The 14,318-nt window shown below is 56.6% G+C and carries 13 protein-coding genes and 5 tRNA genes; 7 read left to right on the top strand and 11 right to left on the bottom strand.

Annotation, left to right across the window (positions count from 1 at the left end; all coding sequences use genetic code 11):
• Nucleotides 1-369: 369 nt before the first annotated feature.
• Nucleotides 370-1,290, top strand: a complete 921-nt coding sequence (ttcA, locus tag QT231_RS23425; RefSeq protein ID WP_064234184.1) for a tRNA 2-thiocytidine(32) synthetase TtcA — start codon at nucleotides 370-372, stop codon at nucleotides 1,288-1,290.
• Here the strand turns inward: ttcA and fnr are convergent.
• From fnr to ccoN, 11 genes are all read right to left on the bottom strand, one after another.
• Nucleotides 1,283-2,029, bottom strand: coding sequence for a fumarate/nitrate reduction transcriptional regulator Fnr (gene fnr / locus QT231_RS23420; protein ID WP_308339185.1), 747 nt, complete (start codon nucleotides 2,027-2,029; stop codon nucleotides 1,283-1,285). The genes ttcA and fnr overlap by 8 nt on opposite strands.
• An 84-nt stretch (nucleotides 2,030-2,113) precedes the next feature.
• On the bottom strand, nucleotides 2,114-3,547 hold the full coding sequence (gene hemN, locus QT231_RS23415) for an oxygen-independent coproporphyrinogen III oxidase (RefSeq protein WP_308339184.1): 1,434 nt from the start codon (nucleotides 3,545-3,547) through the stop codon (nucleotides 2,114-2,116).
• A gap of 81 nt (nucleotides 3,548-3,628) precedes the next feature.
• Nucleotides 3,629-4,318, bottom strand: coding sequence for a sulfite exporter TauE/SafE family protein (locus QT231_RS23410; RefSeq protein ID WP_308339183.1), 690 nt, complete (start codon nucleotides 4,316-4,318; stop codon nucleotides 3,629-3,631).
• Entirely contained in the window at nucleotides 4,315-4,554 is a 240-nt protein-coding gene (gene ccoS / locus QT231_RS23405; protein ID WP_308339182.1) for a cbb3-type cytochrome oxidase assembly protein CcoS, read from the bottom strand. The genes QT231_RS23410 and ccoS overlap by 4 nt, the downstream gene beginning before the upstream one ends.
• Complete coding sequence (locus QT231_RS23400) at nucleotides 4,551-7,031, bottom strand: heavy metal translocating P-type ATPase (RefSeq protein WP_308339181.1); 2,481 nt, start codon at nucleotides 7,029-7,031, stop codon at nucleotides 4,551-4,553. Before QT231_RS23400 ends, ccoS begins: the two co-directional genes overlap by 4 nt.
• Nucleotides 7,028-7,549 carry a FixH family protein gene (locus QT231_RS23395; protein ID WP_308339180.1) on the bottom strand — a complete coding sequence of 174 codons (522 nt, stop codon included), beginning with the start codon at nucleotides 7,547-7,549 and terminating at the stop codon, nucleotides 7,028-7,030. The genes QT231_RS23400 and QT231_RS23395 overlap by 4 nt, the downstream gene beginning before the upstream one ends.
• Before the next feature lie 6 nt (nucleotides 7,550-7,555).
• Nucleotides 7,556-8,992, bottom strand: coding sequence for a cytochrome c oxidase accessory protein CcoG (gene ccoG, locus QT231_RS23390; RefSeq protein ID WP_308339179.1), 1,437 nt, complete (start codon nucleotides 8,990-8,992; stop codon nucleotides 7,556-7,558).
• A gap of 235 nt (nucleotides 8,993-9,227) precedes the next feature.
• Entirely contained in the window at nucleotides 9,228-10,157 is a 930-nt protein-coding gene (gene ccoP / locus QT231_RS23385; protein ID WP_308339178.1) for a cytochrome-c oxidase, cbb3-type subunit III, read from the bottom strand.
• A complete protein-coding gene (locus QT231_RS23380) occupies nucleotides 10,154-10,378 on the bottom strand; it encodes a cbb3-type cytochrome c oxidase subunit 3 (protein ID WP_308339177.1) in 225 nt (74 codons plus the stop codon). Before QT231_RS23380 ends, ccoP begins: the two co-directional genes overlap by 4 nt.
• A 3-nt stretch (nucleotides 10,379-10,381) precedes the next feature.
• The gene (ccoO, locus tag QT231_RS23375; RefSeq protein WP_308339176.1) at nucleotides 10,382-10,990 is read right to left on the bottom strand and encodes a cytochrome-c oxidase, cbb3-type subunit II; all 609 of its coding nucleotides are present in this window, start codon (nucleotides 10,988-10,990) and stop codon (nucleotides 10,382-10,384) included.
• 19 nt (nucleotides 10,991-11,009) lie between these two features.
• Nucleotides 11,010-12,434, bottom strand: a complete 1,425-nt coding sequence (gene ccoN / locus QT231_RS23370; RefSeq protein WP_308339175.1) for a cytochrome-c oxidase, cbb3-type subunit I — start codon at nucleotides 12,432-12,434, stop codon at nucleotides 11,010-11,012.
• A gap of 164 nt (nucleotides 12,435-12,598) precedes the next feature.
• On the opposite strand from ccoN, the gene QT231_RS23365 reads away from it, so the two are divergent.
• The 6 genes from QT231_RS23365 (at nucleotide 12,599) to QT231_RS23340 (ending at nucleotide 14,102) form a co-directional block, all read left to right on the top strand.
• Nucleotides 12,599-13,396: an alpha/beta fold hydrolase gene (locus tag QT231_RS23365; RefSeq protein WP_308339174.1), complete on the top strand. Its 798-nt coding sequence runs from the start codon at nucleotides 12,599-12,601 to the stop codon at nucleotides 13,394-13,396.
• Between the two features lie 82 nt (nucleotides 13,397-13,478).
• Nucleotides 13,479-13,554, top strand: a tRNA-Val gene (locus tag QT231_RS23360).
• Nucleotides 13,555-13,627: 73 nt separating this feature from the next.
• Nucleotides 13,628-13,704 (top strand) — tRNA-Asp (locus QT231_RS23355).
• A gap of 40 nt (nucleotides 13,705-13,744) precedes the next feature.
• A tRNA-Asp gene (locus QT231_RS23350) sits at nucleotides 13,745-13,821 on the top strand.
• 52 nt (nucleotides 13,822-13,873) lie between these two features.
• Nucleotides 13,874-13,949 (top strand) — tRNA-Val (locus tag QT231_RS23345).
• A 76-nt stretch (nucleotides 13,950-14,025) separates the two neighbouring features.
• Nucleotides 14,026-14,102: transfer RNA gene (locus QT231_RS23340), tRNA-Asp, on the top strand.
• Nucleotides 14,103-14,318 lie beyond the last annotated feature (216 nt).

Here is a 14,318-nt window from a genome sequence, read left to right as displayed (position 1 = left end):
CGCCAATCACCCTATACTTGTTCATGGTCTTCTCCCGTCTTGAATGAAGTGACACTTTCATTCTGGCGCATTTTGACGCCGACAATGGGGGGGAGGAGACCATCTCATCATCCCTGGGCGCTACTTTTGTCATCTGACCGCCATGGATGGCGGAAATGCCGGAATTGTCTGGAATATTTTCCGGCCATGACAAAAGACCCTCGCTCCAACCTGCCCTCGCACCGAGTTATGGAGCAGCGGTCAAAATAGTCATTTTCAATTGAGGTATCGTATATGGTTACGTCTGATTAGTTGGGTCGGGCGGTGAGTGTTGTTAGAATAGCTACTACTTTTTCTCTCACGCCTTCTACCCTCGGCAGTGCTTATACCATGCAATCTCTTGATCACTTTGACCCTGCTCACTATGACAACGTTATAGCCGAACCGGCTAACGCTGAGCACGACCAGCCAGAGCTGGTTGATGCGAAGCAGAAGCGCGAATTTAACAAGCTGCAAAAGCGTCTGCGCCGGGAAGTGGGCAATGCGATTATTGATTACCAAATGATCAATGAAGGCGATCGCGTGATGGTGTGCCTCTCCGGCGGCAAAGACAGCTACACCATGCTGGAGATTTTGCGCAACTTGCAGCGCAACGCCCCGGTCAATTTTTCACTGGTGGCGGTCAACCTGGATCAAAAGCAGCCTGGGTTTCCCGAGCACGTGCTGCCTGCCTATCTGGATAAGCAGGGCGTGGAGTATCACATTGTCGAGCGTGATACCTACTCGGTGGTGAAGGAGAAAACTCCGGAGGGGAAAACAACTTGCGCGCTCTGTTCACGGCTGCGCCGCGGCTCGCTGTATGGCTTTGCCGAAGAGATTGGCGCCAACAAAATTGCTCTTGGCCATCATCGGGAAGATATCCTCGAAACCCTGTTTCTGAATATGTTCTTCGGCGGCAACCTGAAAGCGATGCCACCCAAGCTGCTATCCGATGATGGTAAGAATATCGTTATTCGGCCGTTGGCCTACTGCAAAGAGGCAGATATCGCCGAATTCTCGCGGCTGATGGAATTCCCGATTATCCCCTGCAACCTCTGCGGCTCCCAGCCCAATATGCAGCGCCAGGTGGTCAAAGAGATGCTCGCCGAGTGGGACAAGAAGTTTCCCGGACGCCTGGAAAGCATGTTCAAAGCGGTGACCAATGTTTCCCCATCCCAGCTGGCAGACCGCAACCTGTTTGATTTTGAAGGCTTGGAAGCTAAACAGGCGGAGCTGCTGGCGGGGCGCATCCAGGCCTTTAACGTCAGCTAACCGTTTGCTCTTCCTCTTCGGCGAGGGTAATCAAGCGCGGCATATCGAGAATATTGACCTCTCGCCCGGAAACCGCCACCACGCTCTGCTGCTGAAAGCGGCTTAAAATGCGGCTGACGGTTTCCACCGCTAAGCCCAGGTAGTTGCCGATATCGGCTCTGGGCATTGAGAGGCGAAAGCTGTAGGGCGAGTAGCCCCGACGACGAAAGCGATCCGAGAGCGTGATCAAAAAGCTCGCCAGCCGCTGGTCGGCGGTTTTACGCGATAGGAGGCGCATCATGCGTCGGTCATCGCGCAACTCTTTGCTCATGCTGCGATACAACTGACCGCGTAGCTCGGGGATCTCTTCTGAGAGCAGATCCAGGCGGTCAAAGGGAATCTCGCAGATGGTGGTGGTTTCCAGGGCGATTACGCTACCGGGGTAGTGCTCTTCGTCAATGCCATCCAGCCCCACCAGCTCACTCGGTAGGTAGAAATTGGTCAACTGCTCGCTGCCGTTACCCTCGGCGGTGATCTGCTTCAAACTGCCCGAACGTACTGCATAAACACTGGTAAAGGTGTCACCCTGGCGAAACAGCGGTTCGCCTTTTTTAAGCGGCGCACGGCGGCGAATAATCGCATCGAACTGCCCCATATCGTCCAACTCAAGGGCAAGCGGCAGGCACAGCGAGCTCAAACTGCAGGTTTGGCAGCGCGCTTCGTGGAGTAGCGAGCGCCGACGGCTCATGGGTTCCAGCATGCGTTGCTCCTTGAGTGGGTCATGCTTATCAATTAGAAAATCCTTACTTATTATAGTCGCTTTAGCATGTCTGCCTAAAGGTGATTAGACAATCTTAGAGTAGCGCTGCCCCGTTTGCCCAGAAAGATGGGCATCAAAGGCCATGGCTAAATGGCGAATCAGCAGCCGCCCCATGGACGTGGCATTAAGTTGATCACCACTACGCGTCAGTAGGCCATCTTGCTCGGCGCTCTGTAAACGTTCCAGAGCGGGTGCGAAATAGCGGGGAGCATCGATGTTCCAGCGCTGGCTGACCGCAGACAGGTCAATGCCCATATCGCACATCAGCCGTTCAATCACGTCCCGACGGATGAGGTCGTCATCGCTCAGCCGCACGCCGCGTACGGTTGCAAGTTGGCCCTGATCCAGCGCCGCTTCATAGCGTGCCAGATCGCTTGGGTTCTGCGCATAAACATCATCAATGCGCGAAATCGCCGAAACGCCAAGCCCAATTAAGTCGCACTGCGCGTGGCTGGAGTAGCCTTGAAAGTTGCGCTGTAGCGAGCCTTCTCGCTGGGCAACGGCAAGGCTATCGTCGGGGCGGGCAAAGTGATCCATACCGATATGCACATAGCCTGCTGCGGTCAGCATCTCAATGGTGGTGCGCAGAATCGCCAGCTTCTCTTCGCCACCGGGCAAGTCATCGACATTGATACGCCGCTGGGGGGCAAAGCGCTCGGGCATATGGGCGTAATTAAATACCGAAAGGCGCGCCGGGTTTAGCTCAATCACCTGGCGCAGGGTGTCGGCAAAACTCTTTTCAGTCTGGAAGGGCAAACCGTAAATGAGGTCGAGATTAAGCGAGCGAAAGCCCAGGCGGTGGGCCTCCTCCATTAGCGTTTCGGTAAGTACTCGAGGCTGAATGCGGTTAATTGCTTTCTGCACCAGCGGGCTTAAGTCCTGCACCCCCAGGCTGATGCGATTAAACCCCAGGGATTCGAGGTGGCGTAGAGTAAATACATCCGCTTCGCGAGGATCTATTTCAATGGCGTAATCGCGATCCGCCGACGAGGAGAGGCCAAAACGGGCATCCAGACGATCAATCAGGTCGCCCATCTGGTTCAAGCTAAGAAACGTTGGCGTACCACCGCCCCAATGCAGCTGTTCCACCGGCCGTGATGTATCCAGATGGCGTGCGGTCAGCACCATCTCACGGTCAAGCCTCGTTATATAGGGCTCGGCCAGGGCGGTGTTCTTGGTCGCGATTTTATTGCATGCGCAGTAGAAGCAAATCTTGCGGCAAAAAGGCACGTGAACATACAGAGACAGCGGTCGCTTGCTGGTATTGCTCCGCTCAAGCGCCTGGGTCAGGTCGCTGGGGGTAAATTGGTCGTGAAACGACAGCGCCGTAGGGTAAGAGGTGTAGCGTGGGCCACTGGTGTCGTAGCGGCGCAGCAGGGCTTCATCCCACACCGGCTGCGTGGGCGCTACCGCCACAGACGAGGCAAGAGGTGAAACCGCAGGGGCATGAACGGGCATGAAGGGGCGCTCCGACGTTAGGAAATGCCGCTAGCCTAACCCGTAATGAAAACGTAAAAATTGAGCCATGTCATGCTAGGGCTAATGATGCGCAGTGAGCGTCCACAGCTGCCACAGGGCAAAAGCAATAATCGTTAGCGCTGCCACGCTGCGCGTCGCCGGGTGACGAATCAGGTGGCTTAGCTGGCGCGCAGCGAGGCCAGTGGCGAGCAGCGCAGGCAGGGTGCCCAGCCCAAAGGCACCCATGAGTAGGGCGCCTTGTAACGGGTCGGCAATCGCCAAGCTCCAGGCCAGCATGGAGTAGACCAGCCCACAGGGCAGCCAGCCCCAAATGGCGCCCAGCGCGAAGGCTTGAGGCATATATACCACCGGCATTAAGCGCCGCCCCACGGGCTCAATAAAGCGCCAGAGGCGGCGTCCTACGGCCTCCACCTTGAGTAGCCCTTTCCACCAGTTGGCGATATACAGCGCCATCAGGATCAGCATCAGCGCGGCAAATACTTGAAGCAATAGTCGCGCCGGGGCAGAAAGCGAAAATAGCGTGCCCAGCAGCGCAACCAGCGCACCTGCGCTCATATAGCTCATAATGCGGCCTGCATTGTAGCTAAGTAGTAGGCCGCCCATGCGCGCCGGATGGCGCATGCTGGGGGGAACTGCAAAGGTGAGCGCGCTCATGATGCCGCCACACATGCCAATGCAGTGGGCACCGCCCATCAAGCCAAACACAAACGCCGCCATTAGCGGCGGCAGATCAAGCCCCGTCGGATTCATGGCCGTGGCTCTTGGTCGTCGGGTGTGTCTGTTGCTGATGTTTCAGGGGACTTTGCCTGCTGACGTTGGCGGCGCTGTTCAGGGCTCAGATCGTTCTCATCTTCATCAAACAGTATACGGTGCGCTGGGCCTTCCAGGTCGTCGAACTGGTCATTCTTCACCGCCCAGAAAAAGGCCCAGACGGCGAGGCCGAGTAGGATTAGCGAAAGCGGAATAAGCAGATACAGAATCGTCATGCGGTTACCGGTGTTGAAGTGCCAAGCGTTGGTACCGGCTTGGGACGCCAGCGTGACAGCCGCAGGGCGTTACCCACCACTACCAGTGAGCTAAGCGACATACCAATGGCGGCTAGCCAGGGCGGCACCAGCCCCATCGCCGCCAGCGGTAGCGCCGAAAAGTTGTAGCACACTGACCAAATCATGTTCTGGCGCATGATACGCCTCGTCGCCCGGGAAATCTCGATGGCTTCAAAAATGCGCATCAGACGGGGGCTGAGCAGCACCGCATCGGCACGGGTTCGGGCTAAATCCGTCGCTCCATTCATGGCAATCGCTACATCGGCACCGGCTAACACCGGCACGTCGTTGATGCCATCGCCTATCATCACCACGGTTTCGCCTGCGGCTTGAAGCTTTTTCATCCGCGCCAGCTTGCCCTCGGGACTGACCCCTGCGTGCCAGGTGGCGATATTGAGCTGGTCGGCCAGGCTTTCCACCGCATCCTGGGTATCCCCAGAAAGCAGCTCCACGTTTAACCCCTGGGCCTGGAGGGCCGCGATCGTCGCCGCTGCGTCATCGCGAACGCCGTCGTGCAGGCCAAACCAGGCGCGGGGTTCGCCGTTTTCGCTAAGCAGCAGCCATTGGCCCTTGGCAGGCGCCGCCACCACGCTCTCCCCGGCGCCACTCACGGCCTTATCCACTGCAAATTCGGGCTTACCCAACCGCCAGCGAGCGCCGTTTAAGCTGCCTTCAAGCCCTTGCCCGGTGTGGCTGTGAACCTCTTTGGCTTGCAGTGTGGCATCGCGGAATGGTCGAAAGGCGCGGGCGATGGGGTGCTCTGAATGAGCCTCAAGGGCGGCGGCAACTGCCCGTGCGCGCTCGGCGGTGAGTTCGCCAAGAGGCTGGGTTTGGGTCAGGTGCATTTCGCCACGGGTCAGGGTGCCGGTTTTATCGAAAATTACCCGGGTAACGTTGGAGAGCGTCTCCATGGCATCGGCGCGGGTGATTAAAACGCCGCGCTTACGCAGTTGGCCATGGCCTGCGGTGAGGGCCGCGGGGGTGGCCAGGGCTAATGCACAGGGGCAGGTTACCACCAGCACCGAGAGCAGTACCCAGAGCATCCGCGAGGGGTCGATAAACCACCAGGCAATCGTCACGCACGCCGTTACTATTAGCAGGCGTAGTACAAAGAGGTGGGCCATGCGGGCCGCCATCTGGGCAAGCCTGGGGCGGCTGGCAAAAGCCCGGTCGGTAAGATCGACGATACCTGCCACACGGGCATCGCGCCCGGCGTGGGTCACCCTAATCACCAGTGGGTTTTCCATGTTTTGACTACCGCCGGTAATAGGGTCGCCCACCCGGCGGGTTACTGGCAGGTATTCACCGGTCAGCATCGACTCATCCAGGCTCGATTCGCCCTCCTCGATAATGCCATCGGCGGGCACGCCATGGCCGGGTTTGATCAATACGCGATCACCGGGAGCAAGTTCGCTGGCGGGCAGGATGCGCTCGCTGCCGTCGTTTTCCAGGCGCGTGGCCGAAATCGGCAGCACGCCGCTGAGTGCGTTGCCGCTATGGCCACTGCGGCGCCTGGCGCGGCCCTCCACGTAGCGGCCAAACAGCAAAAAGAAGGTGAACATGGTCACCGAGTCGAAATAGACCTCGCCGACGTTGAACAGCACCGCGTAGCTGCTGGCAAGATAAGCGCCGCCAATCGCCAGTGAGACCGGTACATCCATGCCGAGAACCCCGGTGCGCAGGTCGCGCAGGGCGTTACGGAAAAAAGGTTGCGCCGAGAAAAACACCACCGGCGTGGCCAGCGCAAAGGAGAGCCAGTGAAAAAGCGCGTAGAAGTCGTCACTGATCTCACCGGGGCCAGAGACATAAATCGGGATCGAGAACATCATCACCTGCATCATGCCGACGGCGGCAATAATCAGCCGGCGCACGTTCATGCGCTCTTCGTGCTGCAGACGCGCCTGGGCTTGATCGGGCTCGTAGGGCTGGGCGTCGTAGCCAATAGCTGCCAGTTCCGCCAGCAGTTGCGAGAGCTTCAACTGCTGGGGGTTCCAGCTCACCCGTAGACGGTGGTGGGTTAAATTCACCGCGCTGGAGGCAATCCCCGTTAAGGCGTTCAAACGGTGCTCAATCAGCCACGCACAGGCGGCGCAGGTAATGCCTTCAATGGTGAGGGTGGCTTTAACATTGCCCTCATCGCCATCAGGGTGGACAAACTGCGCCTGCAGGCCGGGGTCGTCAAACACCGACCAGGTGTCGGCCTTGGCTGCCTGACGCTCATCCGGGCGCTCGGGAAGCTCGGTACGGTAGCGGTAGTAGCTCTCCAGACCACCGTCGACGATGGCATGGGCCACCGCCTCGCAGCCGGGGCAGCAAAGCGGGTGGGTAGCCTCATCCAGGGTAATCGACCAGGGTGCTCCAGCGGGCACCGGGTTACCGCAGTGATAGCAGGGGGTGGCAGGCGTTGCGTCGCTCATTCGCTTGCTTTGCGTCCTCCCGGCAGTAGCGTGACGCTGTTTTCATTGGGGAACGTGGCCTCACCGGTAAGGCGCCAGTCGGCATCTTCTAGCGTAGGCTGGATCTGCAGATACCAGCGGTAGCGCAGATTGTCGGGGCCTTGGGTAATATAGCGGCCGTCGCGGACATGCTCGAGCACAAACGACTGGTCGCGGTCATTCTCAGTAGGGAAGATTAGATCCAGATAGAGCGCGTCGGGACGCGCATCGCCAGTTAAATCAACCACAATATCGCTGGTCAGCGGATCAAGGCGCAGCTCGGCACTTAGGTTGAGTGCCCGTGCTTGCTCCTGCTTGGCCAGCACCATATTGATGGCTTTGCCGTGCTCGTAATAATCTTCCTGAACAACCATGCCGTCGAAGCTTTTAATGGATAAGATCGCATAGGTAATACTGAACAGAATGGATGACATCAGTATGCCGATTAAAAACCACGGCCAGAACTGCTTATACCACGGTGTTACCGAGGGGGATGGCATAATCTTCTATCTCCTAATATTGCCCAGGAAGGTGGTCTCGCGCTCAAGGCGAATATCCGCATCCTGTTGAGCCTGCAGCGTGAATACAATGGCGTGGCTGGGTTGCTGTAAATCGTCGGGATCGGCGGTCACGGTGACGGCTTCAAAGCGCGACTCCCCCGCGGGCACGCTAATTGAAGTACTATCCAGGGCTAAGCTGGGCAAACCGGCAACGCTTAGCTGGTAGGTGTGGTCTTGATCATCCAGGTTGCGGATAGTCAGGCTAAACACATTGCTAATTTGACCGTCGCGGGTCACCTGGTAGAGCTGGGTACGTTCGCGCTCAGCGTCGAAATTGAGTGGCGTGCGGTCATTGATGGCCCAGGCAAAAGTCCCCACCATCAGCACTAGTGCAGAGAAGTAGCCTAGCAGGCGCGGACGCATGATATGGCTCTTTTTACCCTCCAGGGCGTTTTCGGTGGTGTAGCGCACCAACCCTCGCGGGTAGCCCATTTTATCCATCACACTGTCGCAGGCATCAATACAGGCGGCGCAGGTGATGCACTCGTACTGTAGCCCGTCACGGATATCGATACCGGTGGGGCAGACCTGTACGCAAAGTTCGCAGTCGATACAGTCGCCATAGCCCGCCTCGCGGGCTTCCAGATGACTGAGACTTTTCTTACGGTGCCCGCGGGGTTCGCCACGTGTTTCGTCGTAGGAGACGATCAGCGTATCGCGGTCAAACATAACCGATTGAAAGCGTGCATAGGGGCACATATAGATGCACACCTGCTCGCGCAGCCAACCTGCGTTGAGGTAGGTAAACACTAAGAAAAAGCCGACCCAGAAGTAAGACCAGCCGTGGGCCTCTAAGGTGGGCAGTTCCGCCACCAATTCGCGAATCGGGGTGAAGTAACCCACAAAGGTGACGCCGGTGGCGAGGGCAATGAGCAGCCAGGCGCTATGCTTAGCCGTTTTGCGCCAGGCTTTCTCAGCGTTCATTGGCTGGCTGTCGAGTTTAATGCGCCGGTTGCGCGAGCCTTCAATACGGTGCTCAAGCCAGATAAACAGGAAAGTCCAAACGCTTTGCGGGCAGGTATAGCCACACCATACTCGGCCAGCAAAAACGGTAATAAAAAACAGCCCAAAGGCACAGATAATCAATAGCCACGACAGCAGGATGAATTCCTGGGGGTAGAAGGTGGCGCTAAAAATATGGAATTCACGGTTAGGCAGGTCGAATAGTATTAGCGGCCGACCCCCGATGTTAATCCAGGGTAAGAGAAAAAATGCCAGCATTAACGCCCAGTTGGCACTGCGCCGTAGCTTTTGGAAGACACCCTTAATTTCGCGCACGTAAATGTGGCGACGCTTGGCGTACATTTCCTGGGTAACCGTTTCAGAGGGGGTATGATGCCCCACCGGGTTCGGCGTGACGTCTTGGCTTGGTATCTTTTCCATGGCGATATTTCCCGGCTCAGAAGGCAGGAGAGATGGCACCCTTCCATTAAATGAATTGCTCAGTTAAACGAGGTGCTAGGTAAAATTTTGGTGCTTAGTTAATTTTGATGCTTAGTCGGTCTTAGGTGTTTCGCCAATATTGTATCGGGTTGGGTATAAAGAAAGGGTGCGGTTTGGGGCCGCACCCTTGCTTGGTTAGCGTTACTGACGGTTGTCGCTATCTGTCAGCGATCAATTAGTCCGCTAGGCGCAGGCTATATACGTAAGCCGCGACCAGGTGAACGCGCTCTTCACCAATATAGGCCGCTTGCGCAGGCATATGGCCGTTACGACCGTTACGCAGCGTTTGGCGGATAGAGTCACCCACCTCTTGGCCAGGTGCCAGGTAAAGCCAGATGTCATCGGTCAAGTTAGGCGCACCAAGGGCCATGTTGCCAGTTCCGCTTGGGCCGTGGCAGGCCGCACACACCGCCATAAAGGTGCTTTCGCCCTGTTCAGCTTGCGCTTCATCATGCTCTTCATTAGACAGAGACAGAACGTATTGCGTCAGGTTCTCGATATTGTTCTGCCCCAGCTGCTGCCAGGAGGGCATTAGTCCGTTACGGCCGTTGTTCAGCGTAGTCAGAATGTTTTCTGGCTCACCACCGTATAGCCAGTCGTCGTCGGTCAGGTTGGGGAAGCCATAACCACCCTGAGCGTTGGAGCCGTGGCACACTGCGCAGTTGTTTTGGTAGATACGTTCAGCCACCTGCATCGCTTCGGGGTCTTCGGCAAGCTCCGGAATGGGTACTTCCTGGTACTGGGAAAAAATCGGCGTGAAGCGCTCTTCGGCCTGAGCGACTTCCTCTTCCCATTGACCCTCCTGCGACCAACCTAATAGCCCTGCGTAGTTGCCCAGGCCGGGGTAAAACACCAGATAGCCCAGTGCAAAGACCACCGTTAAAACGAATAGCTGGAACCACCACTTTGGTAGTGGATTGTCATACTCTTCGATGCCATCGGCGGCGTGGCCAGTGGTTTCTACGTTACCGTCCGCATCAGGCGTCTTATCGGTGCGGCGGTTGGCCAGCAGTATCCATACGCTCAGCGCTATCGTGCCCAGCGTAATGATAATGATCCAGGCGCTCCAAAAGCCGGATAGGGAGTCACCCCATAAATTATTCATAACTTCTTATCTCCCCTGTCGTCGCGGGAACGCGCTTCGCTGTCGCGTTCACGCGAAGCGTGCTTGTCACTGGTCGGTAGCTCATCGTCGTCGGCAAAGGGCAAATTAGCCGCTTCGTCGAAATCTGGCTTGCGTCGCTTGGAGTACGCCCAGAGGGCAATACCGATAAACGCGAAAATCAAGATCAGCGTGATGAGACCGCGAAAAGTTCCCGTATCCATAACTTAACGAGTGCCCTCGAGCACGGTTCCGAGCTGCTGGAGATACGCGACCAGGGCGGTAATTTCCTGGGTGCCGCGAACCTCTGCAGTAGCGTTGGCAATATCTTCGTCGGTATACGGCACGCCCAGTTGACGCAGCGTACGCATCTTTTGGGGAGTGGCATCACCATCGAGGGTGTTTTCAAACAGCCAGGGGTAAGCCGGCATGATCGACTCGGGCACTACGTCGCGGGGATTGTAGAGGTGAGCGCGGTGCCAGTCATCGCTATAGCGGCCGCCGACACGCGCCAGATCTGGACCGGTGCGCTTGGAGCCCCACAGGAAGTTATGCTCGTAAACCTGCTCACCTGCCACGTTATAGTGGCCGTAGCGTTCGGTTTCAGCACGGAATGGACGCACCATTTGAGAGTGACAGCCCACGCAGCCTTCGCGGCGATAGATGTCTCGGCCTTCGAGTTCCAGTGCTGACAGGGGCTCCAGGCCTTCGACTGGCTCGGTTGTCTGCTTCTGGAAAAAGAGTGGGACGACCTCAGCCAAGCCGCCGAAACTGATCACGACAAGGATCAACACGGCAAGCAGGCCAACGTTCTTTTCGACAATCTCGTGTTTCATTGGTCTCAACTTCCCCGGTTTAGGCAGCTTGTGGCGCTGAATGGCTGACGGCCTCACGACGCTTAACGGTCATGTACACATTGAACGCCATGATCAGCATGCCTGTGACCCAGAATAGGCCGCCGATTAAGCGAACAAAGTAGCCCGGTGCGCTGGCTTCAACGGATTCAACGAAGGTGTACATCAAAGTGCCGTCAGGGTTAATCGCACGCCACATAAGGCCTTGCAGAATACCGTTAACCCACATGGAGGCGATGTACAGCACGGTGCCAATAGTGGCCAGCCAGAAGTGCACGGCAATCAGGTTGACCGAGTACATTTCCGTGCGACCAAAGACGCGTGGGATCAGGTGATACATCGAGCCGATGGTGATCATTGCTACCCAGCCAAGCGCGCCGGAGTGAACGTGGCCAATGGTCCAGTCAGTGTAGTGCGACAGCGCGTTGACGGTCTTAATCGCCATCATCGGGCCTTCAAAGGTGGACATGCCGTAGAACGATAGTGCTACCACCAAAAAGCGTAGTGTCGGATCCGTGCGAAGCTTATGCCAGGCCCCTGAAAGAGTCATCATGCCGTTGATCATGCCGCCCCAGGAGGGTGCCAGCAGAATGATGGACATAATCATACCCAGCGACTGTGCCCAGTTGGGTAGAGCTGTGTAGTGCAGGTGGTGAGGGCCTGCCCACATATAGATCATGATCAATGCCCAGAAGTGGACGATTGAGAGACGGTAGGAGTAGATCGGGCGTTCAGCCTGCTTTGGCACGAAGTAGTACATCATGCCCAGGAAGCCTGCGGTCAGGAAGAAGCCCACCGCGTTGTGTCCATACCACCACTGCACCATGGCATCTACCGCACCGGCGTAGATCGAGGTGGAGTACATGGGAGTCACCGGGATGGCCGCGTTGTTGACGATGTGCAGCACCGCAACGGTCAAAATAAACGCCGCAAAGAACCAGTTCGCCACATAAATATGCGATGTAGTGCGTTTTTTGATCGTCATTAGGAACACGATGGCATAGCTGATCCATACGACCGCGATCAAAATGTTGATCGGCCACTCCAGCTCAGCGTACTCCTTGGTGGTGGTATGCCCCAGCGGCAGTGACACCACGGCCGAGAGGATAACCGCTTGCCAGCCCCAGAACGTAAAGGCCGCTAACTTGTCAGAGAAAAGCCGTGTCTGACAGGTACGCTGGACAACGTAGTACGACGTGGCAAAGAGCGCCGAACCGCCAAAGGCGAAAATGACGGCATTAGTGTGTAACGGACGCAGGCGCCCAAAGCTAGTCCAAGGTATGCCGAGGTTCAGTTGCGGCCAAACCAGTTGCGAGGCGAGGATGACACCAACAGTCATTCCCACAATGCCCCACACAACGGTCATAATCGCGAACTGCCGAACTACCTTGTAGTTGTAGGTCGGGTGTTCAAATGCTGTGCTCATGTCATGTTCCCATCGAACGCGGTTAGGGGGTAACCCGTGGCATTTTGCACGGGTGCGGCCACCCGCTTGATGATGCAGGTCAAGATCCGAGCAAGATTCTAGCGCAGCAGAGGCTTAACCTGAACACACCAATTGATTAAAGACTGAATTATCAGGAGCGCTGGGTGTCACATTACGCTTTGTCTGGATATATCGAGGTACTTCCTCAGACCTTAAAAGAGGCGCTTAAACGCCAGCCAAATGGCGCTTTCCTGGTGCAGGGCATGGGGCCGTTGGCTGTCTATGGTCAAGCCAAGATAGGCCGCTTGCTGTTTGCCCATGGCGCAGGGGCAGGGCAGCAGTCGCCTTTCATGCGTCAATTTGTCACCTCTTTGGCGGATCAAGGGATACAGGTTTTATGTATTGATTTCCCCTATATGCAACAAATGCAGGAAACCGGCAAACGCCGGCCACCGCCTCCTATCGGCCAGACCCTTGACCAGTTTGCCCAGTGGTACGCGCTACTGGATCCTTTGTGTGATCAGCCGCTGTGGGTTGGCGGGAAGTCGATGGGCGGGCGCGTAGCGACCCTGCTTGCCAGTAAACAGCCAACTACTCAACAGTCAGCCAGTGAGCAGCTATACAGCAACCCGGTGCCGGGTGTAGTGGTAGCAGGCTACCCATTTCATCCTACTAAAGCGCCTAACAAGTTACGCCTGGAACACTGGCCTGCGATTGCCTGCCCCATACTGATATTACAAGGCGAACGTGACCCCTTTGGTACCCGGGCGGAGGTGGCTGGCTATACATTGCCGCCAAACGCTCAGCTCGCCTGGCTAAAAGATGGCGACCACGACTTTAAACCGCGGCGCCTTTCTGGCCTGACGCAAACGGTTTTGATTGACGAGGCTACCCAAGTTGCGGCATCCTTCGTCCGCGCTCATGGCTCTGGCCTTGCGGAAGTGGGCAACGTGTTAGTTTAGAAAACGGTTTTAAATCAGTTTTTAAACACGGCATGTTGACATTGAGTAAGCCTTCTGTAGAATGCAGCGCCACGTGACCAGCGGGTGGTTAGCTCAGTTGGGAGAGCACCAGCCTTACAAGCTGGGGGTCACTGGTTCGAACCCAGTACCACCCACCATCTTAAGCTGTTGAAAGATGGTCTGGAAATGTAAAAGCAGTACCTAGTAAGACCTGTATTTGATGTGCATAACGGACCGGTAGTTCAGTCGGTTAGAATGCCGGCCTGTCACGCCGGAGGTCGCGAGTTCGAGTCTCGTCCGGTCCGCCATCATCAAATCACAGTGTGCTAATAGTCGTTATCGCTATTCGGACCGGTAGTTCAGTCGGTTAGAATGCCGGCCTGTCACGCCGGAGGTCGCGAGTTCGAGTCTCGTCCGGTCCGCCACGATAACTGCTAAGCTAGATTGGCAAGCGCCAGCAGGCATTTGTTAATAGATGGGTGGTTAGCTCAGTTGGGAGAGCACCAGCCTTACAAGCTGGGGGTCACTGGTTCGAACCCAGTACCACCCACCATCACCTACCTTTAGAAGCGCCTCTGAACCGCTTATAAATGTTAGCCTTGATGGTTGTTGTAGAAGTGCTTTTAAGTGGATCGGTAGTTCAGTCGGTTAGAATGCCGGCCTGTCACGCCGGAGGTCGCGAGTTCGAGTCTCGTCCGGTCCGCCATTAAGCATTTGGGTTGTTAGCCATTTTATCGTTAGCAACTAGTCGGCATTAGCCGAACGAATTCTAAAAAAGCCCGGATCATTGATCCGGGCTTTTTCGTAGTGCGCCAGGCATGGCGCGCAGCGCCTTGACTGGCGCTGTTCCTGGGGGTGGTGCCTCAGGATGACTTGGGGGTGAAAGTCCCCTGCACGCCCGGCAAGGGGAAGTGCTAGCCGA

This window comes from Halomonas sp. SpR1 (genome assembly GCF_031010175.1).
Classification (GTDB): Bacteria; Pseudomonadota; Gammaproteobacteria; order Pseudomonadales; family Halomonadaceae; genus Vreelandella.
The sequence above is the reverse complement of the archived record's forward strand: the minus strand, read 5'-3'. Positions and strand labels throughout refer to the sequence as shown.

Excerpts from the sequence above, each read along its gene's own strand:
- hemN (WP_308339184.1), bottom strand. The coding sequence starts at position 3,547 with ATGCCCGTTCATGCCCCTGCGGTTTCACCTCTTGCCTCGTCTGTGGCG.
- ccoS (WP_308339182.1), bottom strand. The coding sequence starts at position 4,554 with ATGACGATTCTGTATCTGCTTATTCCGCTTTCGCTAATCCTACTCGGC.
- QT231_RS23395 (WP_308339180.1), bottom strand. The coding sequence starts at position 7,549 with ATGCCATCCCCCTCGGTAACACCGTGGTATAAGCAGTTCTGGCCGTGG.
- ccoP (WP_308339178.1), bottom strand. The coding sequence starts at position 10,157 with ATGAATAATTTATGGGGTGACTCCCTATCCGGCTTTTGGAGCGCCTGG.
- QT231_RS23400 (WP_308339181.1), bottom strand. The coding sequence starts at position 7,031 with ATGAGCGACGCAACGCCTGCCACCCCCTGCTATCACTGCGGTAACCCG.
- ccoG (WP_308339179.1), bottom strand. The coding sequence starts at position 8,992 with ATGGAAAAGATACCAAGCCAAGACGTCACGCCGAACCCGGTGGGGCAT.
- ccoN (WP_308339175.1), bottom strand. The coding sequence starts at position 12,434 with ATGAGCACAGCATTTGAACACCCGACCTACAACTACAAGGTAGTTCGG.
- QT231_RS23410 (WP_308339183.1), bottom strand. The coding sequence starts at position 4,318 with ATGAATCCGACGGGGCTTGATCTGCCGCCGCTAATGGCGGCGTTTGTG.
- ccoO (WP_308339176.1), bottom strand. The coding sequence starts at position 10,990 with ATGAAACACGAGATTGTCGAAAAGAACGTTGGCCTGCTTGCCGTGTTG.
- ttcA (WP_064234184.1), top strand. The coding sequence starts at position 370 with ATGCAATCTCTTGATCACTTTGACCCTGCTCACTATGACAACGTTATA.
- fnr (WP_308339185.1), bottom strand. The coding sequence starts at position 2,029 with ATGCTGGAACCCATGAGCCGTCGGCGCTCGCTACTCCACGAAGCGCGC.
- QT231_RS23380 (WP_308339177.1), bottom strand. The coding sequence starts at position 10,378 with ATGGATACGGGAACTTTTCGCGGTCTCATCACGCTGATCTTGATTTTC.